The organism is Bacillus sp. DWP3-1 (assembly GCF_049896565.1).
Classification (GTDB): Bacteria; Bacillota; Bacilli; order Bacillales; family Bacillaceae; genus Bacillus.
Map to the genome: position 1 here is coordinate 1 of NZ_JAFCUN010000006.1, position 15,709 is coordinate 15,709.

The 15,709-nt window shown below is 42.2% G+C and carries 13 protein-coding genes; 2 read left to right on the forward strand and 11 right to left on the reverse strand.

Going from position 1 to position 15,709, the window contains the following annotated elements; genetic code table 11:
- Window positions 1-120: 120 nt before the first annotated feature.
- The 4 genes from ACP7A0_RS13520 to ACP7A0_RS13535 form a co-directional block, all read right to left on the reverse strand.
- Window positions 121-1,578 carry a sucrose-6-phosphate hydrolase gene (locus tag ACP7A0_RS13520; RefSeq protein WP_426005482.1) on the reverse strand — a complete coding sequence of 486 codons (1,458 nt, stop codon included), beginning with the start codon at window positions 1,576-1,578 and terminating at the stop codon, window positions 121-123.
- Between the two features lie 19 nt (window positions 1,579-1,597).
- Window positions 1,598-2,986, reverse strand: a complete 1,389-nt coding sequence (locus tag ACP7A0_RS13525) for a sucrose-specific PTS transporter subunit IIBC (protein ID WP_095285644.1) — start codon at window positions 2,984-2,986, stop codon at window positions 1,598-1,600.
- Between the two features lie 253 nt (window positions 2,987-3,239).
- On the reverse strand, window positions 3,240-4,073 hold the full coding sequence (locus ACP7A0_RS13530) for a PRD domain-containing protein (protein ID WP_106038940.1): 834 nt from the start codon (window positions 4,071-4,073) through the stop codon (window positions 3,240-3,242).
- Window positions 4,074-4,125: 52 nt separating this feature from the next.
- Window positions 4,126-4,404 carry a hypothetical protein gene (locus ACP7A0_RS13535; protein ID WP_106038939.1) on the reverse strand — a complete coding sequence of 93 codons (279 nt, stop codon included), beginning with the start codon at window positions 4,402-4,404 and terminating at the stop codon, window positions 4,126-4,128.
- 500 nt (window positions 4,405-4,904) lie between these two features.
- Here ACP7A0_RS13535 and ACP7A0_RS13540 point away from each other — a divergent pair, with 500 nt between their 5' ends.
- A complete protein-coding gene (locus ACP7A0_RS13540; protein ID WP_426005485.1) occupies window positions 4,905-7,331 on the forward strand; it encodes a S8 family peptidase in 2,427 nt (808 codons plus the stop codon).
- Between the two features lie 309 nt (window positions 7,332-7,640).
- Here ACP7A0_RS13540 and ACP7A0_RS13545 read toward each other — a convergent pair whose 3' ends face one another.
- From ACP7A0_RS13545 to ACP7A0_RS13555, 3 genes are all read right to left on the reverse strand, one after another.
- Complete coding sequence (locus ACP7A0_RS13545; RefSeq protein ID WP_189293862.1) at window positions 7,641-8,645, reverse strand: LLM class flavin-dependent oxidoreductase; 1,005 nt, start codon at window positions 8,643-8,645, stop codon at window positions 7,641-7,643.
- Between the two features lie 54 nt (window positions 8,646-8,699).
- Window positions 8,700-9,449 (reverse strand): oxygen-insensitive NADPH nitroreductase, encoded by a 750-nt coding sequence (gene nfsA / locus ACP7A0_RS13550; RefSeq protein ID WP_034660404.1) that lies wholly within the window; start codon window positions 9,447-9,449, stop codon window positions 8,700-8,702.
- A 110-nt stretch (window positions 9,450-9,559) separates the two neighbouring features.
- Window positions 9,560-10,771, reverse strand: coding sequence for an FtsW/RodA/SpoVE family cell cycle protein (locus ACP7A0_RS13555; RefSeq protein ID WP_058013388.1), 1,212 nt, complete (start codon window positions 10,769-10,771; stop codon window positions 9,560-9,562).
- Between the two features lie 476 nt (window positions 10,772-11,247).
- On the opposite strand from ACP7A0_RS13555, the gene ACP7A0_RS13560 reads away from it, so the two are divergent.
- Entirely contained in the window at window positions 11,248-11,514 is a 267-nt protein-coding gene (locus ACP7A0_RS13560; protein WP_003215279.1) for a spore morphogenesis/germination protein YwcE, read from the forward strand.
- A 78-nt stretch (window positions 11,515-11,592) separates the two neighbouring features.
- On the opposite strand, the gene qoxD is transcribed toward ACP7A0_RS13560, so the two are convergent.
- From qoxD to qoxA, 4 genes are read right to left on the reverse strand one after another with little or no spacing between them, the layout of a single operon-like run.
- On the reverse strand, window positions 11,593-11,973 hold the full coding sequence (qoxD, locus tag ACP7A0_RS13565; protein ID WP_003215204.1) for a cytochrome aa3 quinol oxidase subunit IV: 381 nt from the start codon (window positions 11,971-11,973) through the stop codon (window positions 11,593-11,595).
- A gap of 1 nt (window position 11,974) precedes the next feature.
- A complete protein-coding gene (qoxC, locus tag ACP7A0_RS13570) occupies window positions 11,975-12,592 on the reverse strand; it encodes a cytochrome aa3 quinol oxidase subunit III (RefSeq protein ID WP_007497820.1) in 618 nt (205 codons plus the stop codon).
- Window positions 12,592-14,550, reverse strand: a complete 1,959-nt coding sequence (gene qoxB, locus ACP7A0_RS13575; RefSeq protein WP_034660406.1) for a cytochrome aa3 quinol oxidase subunit I — start codon at window positions 14,548-14,550, stop codon at window positions 12,592-12,594. Before qoxB ends, qoxC begins: the two co-directional genes overlap by 1 nt.
- Before the next feature lie 27 nt (window positions 14,551-14,577).
- On the reverse strand, window positions 14,578-15,534 hold the full coding sequence (gene qoxA, locus ACP7A0_RS13580) for a cytochrome aa3 quinol oxidase subunit II (protein WP_095285740.1): 957 nt from the start codon (window positions 15,532-15,534) through the stop codon (window positions 14,578-14,580).
- Window positions 15,535-15,709 lie beyond the last annotated feature (175 nt).

The following is a 15,709-nucleotide window of genomic DNA, read 5'->3' on the forward strand; positions in this document are numbered from 1 at the left end:
TAGTGTGGAACATGAGAAAAACACCTTCCTTAAGTGGGTTTTTCTCTATTATAAAATGAGGAGATGGAAAGTTTAAGGAAAAAATAAAGCTGTCGAGATTTTCTCGACAGCCTGAGCAGATCATTGATCTGCTTTTCTTTGTAAATGCCATGTTTTTAGTTTAAGCTTTGTTTCATTTCTGCCACTGATCGAGATTGATTTATTTCCCGGGGAAGGAAAGTAACGAGCAGTAAATACTTCTCGGCCTCCGTTTACAAAAATCTCGATCGACGATGCATCGATAAAGATGTGAAGGTCGTGTAATTCCTCTATTGCTACTTCTCGAACTTCTTTTGATCGATCTTCAAATCGATCTCGCTCTAATGTTAATTTGCCTTCATCTTTATCATAAATGATACGGGCTGCCGCTCGAATACAGCATTCAAACCCTTTTTGTGTGTCAATTTGATCAATGAATACCTCTGCGCTTGTAATATCATCTACAGGAATCGATTGGACGGAGCGTTTGATATGAAAAACATTCTCTTGTTCATTGGTTCTCATCGCCTGGAGCTCAGTGACTGGTTTTTGAATCAGATGTCCGTTATCATCTAAACGCAGCTCTCTCGGGATCGTGAGGCAGTGTATCCATTGATACGAAATCGTTGGATGATGCTCATCTCCTTGATCAGGCACCCCCATCCATCCGATTAAAAGACGTCTGCCTGATTCGTCTAGAAAGGTTTGCTGCGCATAGAAGTCAAAGCCGCGGTCCAGCTCCTCAAACGCTCCGTGCGTATATTGATAGGTATGATCATCCAATCTCCCAACAAAATAGCCTGATTGATGTGTATTATGATATTTTAAGCCATCCGGCTTGAGCCCTTGCGGCGACACAATCAATACATCCCGGCCATCTAATTCAAATAGATCTGGACATTCCCACATATAACCGAAATCCTCTAATCCATTTTTTCCACTGCCAGCAATCATGCCTTGAAACGTCCAATTGTCTAAAGTATCAGAGGTAAACAAGACGAGATTCCCTTTCAGGTCCAGGCTTTGTGCACCAAGAACCATGTACCACTGGCCATTTCGCTTCCATACTTTCGGATCACGAAAATGGGCGGTGAATCCTTCTGGCAGCGTCGCCACGACACCTTTTTTCTGAAAATGAATGCCATCTTCTGAAACAGCTAAACATTGATATGTCTCACGGTTTCCTTGTTCATCGCGAACGTTTCCAGTGTACATCACATACATCTGTCCATCGTCAATGACTGCGCTGCCAGAATAACAGCCGTTTTGATCAAACCAATCACTTGGGGCAAGGGCGGCTTCCTCGTGCTGCCAATTCACTAGATCTGTCGATGTGTAATGGCCCCAAAATTTTGCGCCGTGTCCCGTTTTGAATGGCTGCCACTGATAAAAAACGTGGTAAACCCCTTTCCACTGAATCAACCCATTCGGGTCATTTAAAAGACCAACTGGCGGCATTAAATGAAAATGCTGACGGTACACATCTTTTTTCACCAAATGCTCATAGTTTCGAATACGGTCTGCTACCTTTTGACGAAGTGCTGCGTCAGTTGTTGTCATGACTGTGACCACTCCTTGATTATTTTTCTACTTCTTTTACTTTAAAGATGATGGTGAGAGTAAATGAAACAGCAACAGCGATTAACATACCAATCACATAATTCACCACATTCTGCACACCGTATGGCGCGGCAATCGCAATCATCGGAATACCCGTTAAACCATAGGCGTTGGCTGCAACCTTCGTGAAGACAACAAATGCCCCGCCTAATGCGCCTCCAATCATCGCGGCAATAAACGGCTTACGATAGCGGAGGTTGACACCAAATATGACAGGCTCGGTAATACCTAGGAAAGCTGAGAAAGCTGCAGGAAGTGCGATTTCTTTTGTTTTCGCGCGTTTCGCTAAGAAAAAGACAGCCAATCCCGCCCCGCCTTGAGCTACGTTGGACATGGCCCAAATTGGCAGCAAATAGTTACGCCCAATATCATTCAGCAGTCCTGCTTCAATCGCATGGAAGCTATGATGAACCCCTGTGAGCACAATGAGAGAGTAGGCTCCTCCGAAAATGAGTCCTGCTAAGAACCCTGCATGATCATAAATAAATGTCAGTGCATTCGAAATTCCTGTACCGAGCATTCTTCCAAGCGGTCCAACTGCAATAAACGTCACAAATCCAGTCACAATCACCGTCACAAACGGGGTCACAAGTAAATCAATACTGTTCGGAACCACTTTTCTTAAATTCTTTTCTACAATGCACATGATGTACACAGTCAATAATACTGGAATGACTGTTCCTTGGTAACCAAGAAGAGCAATATCAAAATTGAATAAATGCATATACTCTGGTTTCGCATCCGTCAGCCCCCACGGGTTGAGCAGGTTCGGGTGAATCATAATCCCCCCAATAACGGCTCCTAAATACGAATTTCCACCAAACTCTTTCGCTGCACTGACCCCAATTAAAATCGGCAAAATGATAAAGGCTGCACTTGAGAACATATCAAGCATTTGGAAGATCGCAGAGCTTGGGTCAGCCCATTTGAAGGCTTTCATCATGCCTAATAGGCCCATTAATAAACCGCTTGCAACAATTGCTGGAATGATCGGTACAAAAATATTTGATAACGTCTTTGCAAAACGTGCAAGTGGATTCATTTTTTGTTTCACTGCTTCATCATGGCTGACAGGCTTTTGTTTCTCGTCTCCTGTCTCAAGACCAGTCTCACGAGCAAATGGTTCATATACTTTGTTGACTGCCCCCGTTCCAAAAATGATTTGGAATTGTCCCGAGCTTGAGAAAGCCCCCTTCACCCCTTCAAGTTCCTCAATGGCTTCTTTGTCAATCAGTTCCTCATCTTTTATCACCAATCTGAGTCTTGTTGCACAATGCGTGGCACTGATGACATTTTCTTTGCCGCCTAATCGTTTTGTTAATTCTTTGGCTGTTTTTTGATAATCCATGTTGTCTCCTCCTTTTTTAAAGCAAAAAAGACCTAAAATTCACCAACGATAAAAGGACATACACGTCCCCTCGTTACGCAAATTTTAGGTCTTGCCTGCCTGGCAGTCACAATCCCACGATATCAAATTTTGATTACGCTTTCATCATAGTATAAGAGTGAGACGTGCGTCAACCTCTTTTTTCGAATCAATTGACCCATATACACTAATAAGAGTAGTGTGCATAAAAAAAGCCTGCATGCAGGCACAACCACTAAACCAATTCGGCATCCTGCAGACGCTGGACATGCAGCGTGATGTAGCCGATCTCCGATTCAGGGAGATGAAGTTCATATTCATTTTTTAACAAATCAGCGAGTCCACGTGCACACTGGTAAGCCAAATCATACTTTGTTTGGATAAAACTCAGCATGTCATCGTCCATGATTTGAAATGCCTCATTTGATTCCAACCTGCCTAATGCATACCTCAAATGTGTCACAAGCCGCTGATAGGAAATACTATCCTCATCAATTGAATGCTGAAAATAGCTTTCTATATGCTCGATCATTTCTTTGATCATCGTTGTATATTTCACGGTCTTTTTCATAGACTCCGTATTCATTTTGGCCGTATGAATATGGAGTGCCACATACCCTGCCTCATCGTCCGGCAGTTCAACCCCAAGCCGATCCTTTACATAACGAATGGCATACTTTCCAATATCATATTCCTGCTTATATAAGACTTTGATCTCACCAAGCAATTTATTATATAGCACAATGCCCTTTTGAATGCGCTCAATGGCAAAGGATAAATGGTCAGTCAGTGATATATGAATATGATCACTAAGCGGCATCATCAGTTCACCCTCTGCATAACTGATGATATGCTCTGCCACCTCAATATGCGCTTCTGGCAATGTCGCAAGAATTTGTTTGAATTTCTCATTTTCTTCACGCACAACAAAGATTTTCTCTATTTTTTGAACGGGAACGACGTCATTTTTCCCCTTCTGAAAAGCAATTCCAGGCCCCATCACAATTTTCTCCTGATCACCTTCCTTTACAATCACCGCATTGTTATTCAATATCTTATATATCTTCAAGGGGTATCCTCTCCCACCAGATAACGTTTCTTATGAGGGATTTTACCCTGTTTCATCTCTCATGTAAAGGTAAGAGCGGACCAGCACGCGCCTCTCTCGCCGTCTTCTCATCAAGCATCATCAGACTTTGCTGAAACGGTTTCTCTGACCTGCGCTTCTTCTTCTTTTCTTCTGCCAGCTTCTCTAGCTCTCTCTCTTTCACGACTTGAAAGAACCTATCATCCACCGCGACCGCCTGAAAACGTTGCTGCTTCATCATCACACCAGGATTCACAAGCACATTCATCATGAAACCAAACCATACACTCAACCAGTTTTTGAATTTCCTCACTGAACATCCCTCCGCTTTTCTTAGAATCTAGCAGTTCTAGCAAAACAACTGCTCCTATCATATCCCGAGAAAAAAGAGAGGTTTGTCACAATCTGGGTGAAAAAACAAACTAGTTTTCAGAAGTTTTGTTGAAAAGTGCAGAAGATCATCAAGTACGAGGATGTTTGAATAAAAATTTTATACACACTCTATCCAAAAGATAAGCACACCTTATCAACAGGGTTTATCCACATATCAACATCCCATTACTAGATTTTGTGTATGCGATTTTTTTATTTTCCATATATATATCTAAATAATTGAGTTATCAACAGGAGTTTGTGCATAAGTGAGACTTTATAAACAAAATAGTTCTTTATAACTATGTAAAATAAGACCATTTTAGTAAAGGAATTGTTTTCATCGTATTGAATACTTAATAACGGGCAGTGAATCTTTCCTATTTATCCACAAAAAGAAAGGCTATCTCCCTAAAAACACAGCTAGAAAGGGGAAAATTAATGAAAAAGGTCATCTCTCGTTCTTCTGTTCTATTGTTCTCCACTATTTTTATTTTATCCACATTCTTTACAGGTCAACAGGCTGCTGCCGCTCCATCGAACAAACAGGTGGAATTGGAAAAAGCAGAAATCTTCGGTGAAATCAATGTCAACTCTAGAAAACATACCACTGTTATTGTTGAATTAAAGGAAAAATCCTTAGTTGAAGAAAAGCAAGAAGGCAAAGCTCAAACAAAGGCCTCCCTCAAAAAATCTCGAACAAAAGTAAAAAATGCAGCACTCAAAGAAATTGATAAAGCGAGTGTTCGTCAAGAATATGAAAAAGTCTTCTCTGGTTTCTCTATGAAACTTCCTGCAAACGAAATTCCGAAGCTGCTCGCAGTTGACGGAGTAAAAGCCGTTTATCCGGATGTTACATATAAAACAGATGAAGTGAAAAAGGAAAGCATTCAGCTTCCAAATGAAGATGTCTCCCCTCTTATGGATAAAAGCGCTCCATTTATCGGTGCACCAAAAGCTTGGGATGCCGGCTACTCTGGAAAAGGGGTAAAAGTCGCTGTCATTGATACTGGAGTAGACTATACCCACCCTGATTTAAAAGGAAACTTTGGTTTATACAAAGGCTATGATTTTGTTGATAACGATTATTCTCCGCAAGAGACGCCTAAAGGAGACCCTAGAGGTGAATCGACAGACCATGGCACACACGTCGCAGGAACAATTGCAGCCAATGGACAAATTAAAGGTGTCGCAAAGGATGCCACACTTCTTGCGTACCGTGTACTTGGACCAGGCGGGTCTGGGACAACTGAGAACGTTCTTGCAGGCATCGACCGCGCTGTTACTGATGGAGCAGATGTCATGAACCTCTCTCTCGGAAACAGTGTGAATAACCCTGATTATGCCACAAGCATCGCACTCGATTGGGCCATGTCTGAAGGCGTTGTCGCTGTCACATCGAATGGAAACAGCGGACCGAACAGCTGGACAGTCGGTTCTCCCGGCACGTCAAGAGATGCCATTTCTGTCGGAGCAACTCAACTTCCGTACAGCCTTTATAGTGTGAAATTCCCGAACTATTCTACTGCAAAAGTGATGGGCTACTACCAAGAGAGTGATTTAAAAGCACTTGACCAAAAACAAGTCACACTCGTCCATGCAGGTATCGGTGACGAAAAAGCATTTGAAGACATCGATGTGAAAGGAAAGGTTGCCGTGATCGAACGAGGAGCTATTGCCTTTGTTGATAAAGTCGACAATGCAAAAGCTGCTGGTGCAATCGGCGTTGTGATGTATAACAACACCGATGGAGAAATTCCAGTCGATGTACCGGGTCTCGCTCTTCCTACGATTAAGCTTTCAAAAGCTGAAGGAACGGCGCTTGTCAAAGCCATTGAGGCTGGAAACAATACAACGACTTTCTCCATTCAATTTGTCAAAGAACTTAGTGAGCAAGTCGCTGACTTCTCATCTCGCGGACCAGTTGTGGATACGTGGATGATTAAGCCTGATTTATCAGCACCTGGCGTCAGCATTGTGAGTACGATTCCAACGCATAACCCTTCTCAGCCTTACGGATATGGCTCAAAGCAAGGAACAAGCATGGCTTCACCGCATGTGGCAGGGGTCGCAGCGATCATCAAGCAAGCAAAACCATCGTACACAACTGAACAGATCAAAGCACTGATGATGAATACAGCAGAAAAACTATTTGACGCAAATGGCAGCCCATTCCCTCATAACACACAAGGGACAGGCAGTGTTCGAATCATCGAATCACTCCAAGCGTCATCTATCGTTTCTGATGCCAGCTATTCTTACGGCACTTTCTTGAAAGAAAAAGGCGTTCAAATCAAAACGAAGAAATTCAAGGTAGAAAACCTTTCAAAAGCACCGAAAACGTATACCATTGATTACAAATTCAATGGCAGCGGCATCAGCACAAACGGAACGAAAAAAATCACTGTCAAAGGGAATTCCACTGGGTCCTTTACTTCCGCGGTACAAGTGAAATACGGTAAAACCAAAAAAGGAACGTACCAAGGCAGCATTACCCTTCGTGAAAATGGCAGAAAGGTCACAGAGATTCCTACTTTATTGATTGTAAAAGAGCCTGATTTTCCGCGCGTCACTTCGGTTTCCGTCGAGCCGGATAACCGTGCTGGAAGCTATGTCATTAGCAGCTATCTGCCTGGTGGCGCTGAGAACCTTGCATTTCTCGTCTACTCGACAGATGGAGAGTATTTAGGTGAAGCAGGTGTTTATCAACATGTAGATAAAGGAGAACACCGCGTAAAATGGAATGGCACGATCAATCAAGGTCAAAAGCTGGAACCTGGTGAGTATACAATGCTTGCGTATGCAAGTTTGAAAGGGAAATCAGACACTGTTCAAACGAAGGAACCCTTCGATATTTATCCTGAATAAACGTGAATCACAAGAAAAGCCTTGTATGAGCGGATTAGCTCATCAAGGCTTTTTGATTATATATGGAGGAAAGAGAGTCTGATGTTGATATTGCTATGGATCGTTTCTTTTTTGACTGCTTTTTTTCTAACGATCACTTTGGTGTATTTTTTCGAAACATCCTCGTCCTTTTCATCAACCATGCGAGCTGACGGTCTATGTGTCCTTCATTACCCGCTTAGTTTGCTGGTAACAGCCGCGTTTATTTTCATCATGATGCTCCTTTTCCCCCTCTATTGGCTGCGTGGACGGTAAACAGACATACATACGTTATGCATCAAAGGCTTCTTTTAATAAACGATACGATGTGAGTCGGTCTTGCATGTGGTGAGTGATCGTCACAGCGATTACTTCATTTGTACGATACGCTTTCGCTAGTGCCGTCAGCTGCTTTTTCACAGAAGATGGCGTTCCAACCACCATCCTTTGACGATTGGCAGCCACTCGTTTTTGTTCATATGGACTGTAGGAATAAGCTTGTGCCTTTTCATATGAAGGAAAGCCCCCGAGGTTTTGCCCCTGTTCATTGGCGAGTAAGGATAAATCTAAGCTGACTGCCAGTTTTTCTGCCTGTTCCTCTGTTTCAGCACATAAAACGAAGACCGCAAGACTGACGCGCGGCTCATCACCGAATGCTGAAGGTTCGAACCGGTTGATGTATTGCTCCACAGAATCTTCTCCGCCTTCGCCATTGATAAATAGAGCAAACGTATAGCCTGCACCTGCTTTCGCCGCAAGTCTTGCACTCCCTCCAGAGGAACCAAGCATCCATACCTCTGGTGCAGTCTCTACCTTCGGAGAAGCGGTTAAATGGGGCAGCGGGTAAAATTCATCCGCTAGGTCGTGTAAATAGACCTTCAATTCTTCTACCTGCTCAGGATATTGATCACCTAGTCGTTTTCGTTCACCATGATGAAGGGCAATGGAGGAAATGGGCATACCACCAGGAGCACGTCCAATCCCAAGATCAATTCTGCCAGGAGCCAGTGCTTCGAGAACCCTGAAGTTCTCTGCTACTTTATAGGCACTATAGTGAGGCAGCATCACACCGCCTGAGCCAATACGTATATGTGACGTAACGGCTGATAAATGACCGAGTAGCACCTCTGGACTCGACCCTGCAAGCCGGTTTGAAAAGTGATGCTCTGATACCCAAAAACGGTGATAGCCCCACTTCTCTGCCTGCTTTGCCAATTCAACCGTTTGCTTCAATGCTTCAGCAGGTGTTGCATCTCCGATCAAAGGAGATTGATCCAGTATACTTAATTTCATCATGCTGCACCTCTTACAGAAATCCCCCTCTCTCAATCGAAAGGGGGGATGTCTTATTTATTTTCGATTAAAGCCCTTCTCTTTAACAAATTCTCCAAGGAAGGCACGCTTTGGCTGACTAAAGCCGCGAAGCATCTGCTTAGACCAAGTATCTTTTCTCTCTCCGTTTGTTCGTTCTTCATAATATGATGAAATACGATCATCGTATTCTTTTAAATAACGATCCACATGCGCTTCATCTTGCTGATATGCATTTTCATGATAAATGAGTTCAACTGGCAGCCGTTCCTTTTGTGACGATTGACTCGCTGGATGTCCGACAGCCAGACCAAATAACGGCAGCACATAAGATGGCGTTTCAAGTAATTCAGACACTTCTTTCAGTTGATTACGCAGACCGCCAATATAGCAGATCCCAAGTCCCATTGATTCTGCGGCTACACTCATATTTTGCGCAGCGAGCGCCGTATCAATGACGCTAATGAGAAAGGCTTCCGTATTCTCAAGCGCCTCCTGATGATTTTCCCCTGCTTTTTTTGCAATATCATCATGGCGTTTCAAGTCTGCACAGAAGACAAAGAAATGCCCATTCTTCTCAACGTATGGCTGATTCCCAGCCAGTTCAGCAAGCTTGGCCTTCTTCTCTTGATCTGTCACTCCAATAATACTATACGCCTGTACATAGCTTGATGTCGAAGCAGCCTGTGCACTTTTAATGAGTGTCAGCACCTCTTCTTCGGACAAACGCTCGTCTGTAAACGAACGGATGGACCGATGATTTAATATCGTTTCTATCGTTTTGTTCAATTCGAAGACCTCCTTCACTTGTACTATCATATGACAAAGACATATGGCTTTTCAAAAATTAAAACTCGCATGAAAAAAGACAGTCTATACTTAGACTGCCCTTACCCGTTTTATTTAAATAAATAACTTTGGTATTTCGTTAATTGAACACTTGCGTTATAAGCAATCCCGAATCCAATGAGGACAGATAAGACAGAGCTTCCTCCGAAGCTGATAAATAGAAGTGGAATCCCTGTTACAGGCATCACGCCTATGTTCATCCCAATGTTCTGGAACGTATGGATCACAATGAGTGCTGTATATCCTACACAGAAGAATGACGCAAACCGGCTATAAGGATGGATACGGTCGATCAGCACGACAAGCCGGTAGATCAAGAAGAAGAACATGATCACAACAAAAGCACAGCCGATAAAGCCAAAGGCTTCTCCTATAATGGAGAAAATCATATCTGTTTGTGCCTCTGGGACATAGACTTTTAAGTTTTTAACCCCATTCCCAAAAATCTGTCCAGCACCAATAGCCATAATGGCCTGGTCTACTTGATATTTATCAGACCCAGACGCATCCTGAGTCTGCGCTTGGTTGGCTGACGTAGAGCTATCAGGCAGCCAAGCGGTAATCCGGTTAATCTGATACTGCTGAATGCCAATTGTTTTCGCAACATCAGGGAAGAGAATGATCACGGCTAACACAGCGGCAACTAAAAGCACAACCACAGAACCGATGAGAGAAATCAGCTTCCAATTAACCCCTGATAAAAACACCATCACAACGACAATAAACATACAGACAGCTGCCGTACCTGCGTCCTGTAAGAAAATCAGTCCAACTGGAACGGCTGCTACACCGGCAATTTTTAATAGTAGGAAGATATCATCTTCTAATGTCCGTTTTCCTCTAGGGCTTGACTTACCGATGACAGATGCAAGCATCATAATCAAACCAATTTTCATAAACTCTGAAGGCTGAAGTGTCCCAATCCCTGGTATCACAAACCAGCTTTTTGCACCATTTTTAATTGGAGCAAAATCATGACCTCCGATTTGTGCAGGAGCGACTTTCAGAAAAAGTAACAACAGTATGCCACCTATAAAAATATAGAGGCTTAGCTTCTCTAATTGCTCCAAATCAAAGTAATTTATGGCTACAATACATATAACTCCGACCATGTAGTAAATAATCTGCCTCGTCCATGCATTAGATCCATACTGTCCAAATTGACCCGCAGCATAAATCGCAATGACACTGATGGCAAAGAAGGCTAAAAATATAAAAATTAAATCCCCTTGATAGTACGGAGATGTATTCTGCTTGTTCATGAACTAACCACCCTTATTACAAAACATAAAAGCCCTTATTTATATTAGATTGAATTTTTCACAAAAGCAACTCACCTTAAATATGACGGAAGATACATCCGAAAGGTTCCAATCATTTTTCAAAAAATGAAATACTTTTCATTCTAACAATAGGAAAAAATTCCTCTATACTCTTTCCATTCATCCGATCATGAGTCCTTTAAAAAGATTATTTTACAGATATTAAGGGGAAAATTCAATGACCTATGTGGCGATATGACAAGCAATTATCAAGCCAGCATAAGTTGTACGGAGAGAAAAGGAAAAAGCCACTTTCTACGGAATAAGGCCCATTTTCCAATTATTGAGTTTACTTCAAAGTCAATTGTGGTATAATACTTGTAACAAAATGTTCACAATATCTCCTAAAAACAGACACAATTGCATCCTGACCTCTCATTTGATTTGGATATCAACTTACAAAGGAGTTGGATACGATGGATATGTTCTTTGCGTACCTATGTATTGCAACGGCTACACCCCTGTTTTTATGGCTTGAAAACAGAAAAATTGCACTAGCTTCTATTCCACCCATTATGATTATGTGGATTTTCTTCGGTCTTTACATGACGAGCAGTTTATCTCCAGCAGGACATACCTTCATGATCGCATTCTTTGCCATTAACGTCATTTTGGCACACATTGCAGCGTTTCTCATTTATGGACTTCCATTCATTCGCAAAAGATTCAGCAGCACCAGATAAATCACGCACCACCTATTGGAGGCGTAATCAACATCATGATAAAAACCACTCACCTTTGAGGGATGAGTGGTTTTTTTATTATTTCTCTGAATGCTCAGACTGCTTTGGCGCAGAAGGTGAATAACCGTCTTTGCTGTTCTCTCCGTGGCTGTAGTGAGCCGCAAAGATCCAAACAGATCCGATAACGAAGATAATCGCACAAAACAGACCAAACAATGTATTTCCGACTTGAACAGTTCCGTTCTCGCTTTCTGTCATGTGCATAAACATGAATAGCTGCAAGAACGCTTGAATGAAAGCAAAACCAAAGATAATCCATAGTTTTGCAGAACTGCCAATTTCAGCTCCAATGGCAATCCAGAATGCTAAGATTGTTAGCACAATGGATAAGATGAAGCCAACTACGTGTTTCCAAGGGAAGTGTTCGTGCTCTGCTGAGGAATTTGTTTTTCCAGCCATATCACAAAAGCCCCCCTAATCCGATCAAGTAAACAGCTGTGAAGATGAAAATCCATACAACATCAAGGAAATGCCAGTATAGACTTGAGATAAAAATCTTCGCTGCTGTTTGTGGAGTTAATCCACGTTTTTTAATTTGGAACAAGACCCCGGTAATCCAGAAGATACCGATGGATACGTGTAGTCCGTGAGTTCCTAAGAGTACAAAGAATGCAGACCAATACGCACTTGTATGGATGCTCGCACCCTCATGTACATAATGGAAGAACTCGAAAATCTCAAAGCCAACGAAGCCTGCACCTAGAAGCAGTGTCAGAATCGTCCAAATGACAACCCCTTTTGTACTTCCACGGCGCATTTCATGAACAGCAATCCCGCATGTAAATGAACTAACCAATAGCAGGAATGTCATGATCAATACAAGCTTCATATCGAACAGCTCAGCTGGTAAAACGCCGCCAGCTGTTCTGCCATGAAGAACAAAGTAGGTCGCAAAAAGTGTTGAGAATAACACGATTTCCGCGCCAAGGAATATCCAGAAACCAAGGATGTTTAAACGTCCTGTTTCAGACTGATATTCAAGCGGTGCATTTGCATAGCTGCTATCATTATGTCCCATTACTTCTGCGCCTCCTTATTCTTTTTCTCTGTTTCAATCACTTCTTCAACAGGAATATAGTAGCCATCGTCATATTCAAATGAGCGTAAAATCATTGTTGCGAATACACCGATTAAGCCAATAACGCCAATCCAGTACCATTCAAATACAAGACCGAATGCACCAAGTCCGAAGAATGCAGACATGATGAGTGGTCTGCCTGAATTGTGCGGCATGTGAATTTTCTTGAATTCTTTTTCAGGATGAACGTCTACGTTGTTTTGCTTCCAATGATGGAATGCATCTGGTGTTGTCACTTCTGGAAGTGCTGCAAAGTTATAATGCGGCGGAATTGCAGAAGATGTCGCCCAGTCAAGAGTACGTCCATCTCCCCAGCTGTCTCCAGACACTTCACGTTTCGCGTGTCTCCAGCTGTAGTAGATGTTGTAGCAAAGGATGATGAATCCGATACCCATCATAAATGCACCAATTGTTGAAATAAAGTTTAGTGCAGTCCAGCCATCTTCTGGTCCATACGTATAAATACGTCTTGGCATTCCTTGCAGTCCTAAGAAGTACTGCGGGAAGAAACAGATGTTAAATCCGATCATGAATACCCAGAAGAACCATTTGCCGATTCTTTCGTTTAGCTTGTAACCAAACATTTTTGGATACCAGAAAACAAGACCAGCAAAACAAGCAAAGACAGTACCTGCGATTAATACATAGTGGAAGTGGGATACAAGGAAGTACGTGTTATGGTACTGGTAATCCGCAGCTGCCATCGCAAGCATAACCCCAGTGACACCACCGATAACGAAGTTCGGGATGAAACCAAGTGCCCAAAGCATTGGTGAAGTAAAGCTGATACGGCCTCGATACATCGTAAAGAGCCAGTTAAAGATTTTCACACCTGTTGGTACAGAAATCGCCATTGTTGTAATCGAGAAGAATGAGTTAACCGCTGCACTGTTCCCCATTGTAAAGAAGTGGTGAACCCACACAAGGAAACTAAGAACAGAGATTGCCACAATCGATACAACCATCGCTTTGTAACCAAACAGCTGTTTTCTTGAGAACGTCGCAAAGATTTCTGAGAAAATACCGAAAGCCGGCAGGATGACGATATATACCTCAGGATGTCCCCAAATCCAGAAAAGGTTCGCCCAAAGCATTGGCATACCGCCTGCTTCGAGTGTAAAGAATGCAGAACCGAATAAACGATCAAATGTCATAAGTGCTAAAGCAACTGTTAATACAGGGAATGCGAATACGATGATGACAGACGTAATCAATGTTGTCCATGTAAACATTGGCATACGCATAAGCGTCATACCTTTTGTACGCATTTTTAAGATGGTCACCATGAAGTTAATACCAGTCATAAGTGTACCAATACCTGCAATTTGGAGCCCGAGCAAGTAATAGTTCTGTCCAGGACCTGGTGAGAAATCATTTCCGGCTAGCGGCATGTAACTCGTCCAGCCTGCACTTGGTGATCCTCCAATGACGAAGGAAATGTTGAACAACATCGCTCCAACCATGAATGTCCAGAAGCTAAGGTTGTTCAAATAAGGGAATGCAACGTCACGTGCACCAATTTGAAGAGGAACAACGACGTTGATTAAACCAATTAAAAATGGCATCGCCATGAATAGAATCATGATCGTACCATGCGTTGTGAAAATTTCATTATAGTGGTTGGAATCTAAAAACGTATTATTAGGAAGCGCCAGCTGCGCGCGCATCATCAGTCCGTCTACCCCACCGCGGAAGAACATAATCACAGCAGCAAGGATATACATGATCCCAAGCTTTTTATGATCAACTGATGTTAGCCATTCTTTCCAGAGCCATTTCCACTTTTTAAAGTAGGTTAAAACAAACACGATAGCAATGGAAGTAAGAGCGATAGAAATTTGCGCACCAAGAATTAATGGGTCTCCAGTTACAAAAAACTCATCCCATTTCAAATGCATAACGGCCTCCTCCTTTCCTTAGTCAGTTTATTCATTATCTAGTTTTCTTTTATAGTTCTTCACATTCTCGAAAGGATCTGTTTTGGAATGCGGAGAAACTGATTGGTAACCTAAACGTTTGCGTGCTTGGAGTGCGTATTCAGAATCCTCTCCATGCTTCGCAAAGGATAAATGTGTTGATGAGAATGTCTGCACATCTGCAGCATCCGGAAGCATCAAGTAGTCATACGTTTTCTTCGTTAACTTTGGTGCTTCTTTCTTCGTTTTGCTTACCCATTTATCATAGTCAGACTGCGTCATCGCATTGACTTTGAATTTTTGCTGAGCAAAGCCCTCGCCTGTGAAGTTGGCGTTTCTTCCTTCATATGTGCCAACTTGATCAGCTTGAAGATATTGTTCCATCTCCATTCCAGCCATCGCATACTTCTCCCCGCCTAGCTGAGGAATCCATAGTGATGCCATTGTATCAGCGGAAGTGATTTTGAATAAAACCGGCTGATCTTTTGGAATGTTTAAGTAGTTCACTGTCTCAATATTTTCCTCTGGATAGCTAAAGATCCATTTCCAATCAACAGCTGTAGCATAAACGACAAGTGGATCTTTATGGCTTGTTGCTTGAGGTGCCTCTTCCAAAGAGTAAATTGTTTTTACAGTTGGAACCGAAAGGGCAGCAACGATTAATATTGGGATCACTGTCCAGATAACTTCTAGAAGCGTATTCCCGTGTAGTTCTGGGTTATAAGAGGCGTTTCCAACGTCCTTACGCTCACGGTATTTAACCAAAATGATGGTAAACAGTACAAATACCGCACCAACGATAAAGAGCATGAATCCGATGGATAAAAGGATTAAGTCTTTTTGTTGTGCTGCGACAGGTCCTTTAGGATCTAAAACAGCGATATTGCTGCAACCTCCTAATAAAAAAACACTCACGAGCATCGCTAATAAAAGCATAGGTTTAATGGCTCTGAACAAGAAGATCACCATCCTTCCTTAGATAATGTATAAATTGCTGAATAATTGTGAAAAGCCATCTGCCTTCGAAAACTTTTCTTCCCTTTGTAATGCTATCAAAATCTGTTAGAGTTAGCTTCCCTTTTTTCAAAAGTTCATTTATTTTTCAACAGATTTCTATTAAAATGTCATAAATTCGACATAA

Bases quoted from the DNA above. Each gene is read 5' to 3' on its own strand.
- ACP7A0_RS13520 (WP_426005482.1), bottom strand. From the start codon at position 1,578: ATGACAACAACTGACGCAGCACTTCGTCAAAAGGTAGCAGACCGTATT.
- ACP7A0_RS13525 (WP_095285644.1), bottom strand. From the start codon at position 2,986: ATGGATTATCAAAAAACAGCCAAAGAATTAACAAAACGATTAGGCGGC.
- ACP7A0_RS13540 (WP_426005485.1), top strand. From the start codon at position 4,905: ATGAAAAAGGTCATCTCTCGTTCTTCTGTTCTATTGTTCTCCACTATT.
- ACP7A0_RS13545 (WP_189293862.1), bottom strand. From the start codon at position 8,645: ATGATGAAATTAAGTATACTGGATCAATCTCCTTTGATCGGAGATGCA.
- ACP7A0_RS13555 (WP_058013388.1), bottom strand. From the start codon at position 10,771: ATGAACAAGCAGAATACATCTCCGTACTATCAAGGGGATTTAATTTTT.
- ACP7A0_RS13560 (WP_003215279.1), top strand. From the start codon at position 11,248: ATGGATATGTTCTTTGCGTACCTATGTATTGCAACGGCTACACCCCTG.
- qoxD (WP_003215204.1), bottom strand. From the start codon at position 11,973: ATGGCTGGAAAAACAAATTCCTCAGCAGAGCACGAACACTTCCCTTGG.
- qoxC (WP_007497820.1), bottom strand. From the start codon at position 12,592: ATGGGACATAATGATAGCAGCTATGCAAATGCACCGCTTGAATATCAG.
- qoxB (WP_034660406.1), bottom strand. From the start codon at position 14,550: ATGCATTTGAAATGGGATGAGTTTTTTGTAACTGGAGACCCATTAATT.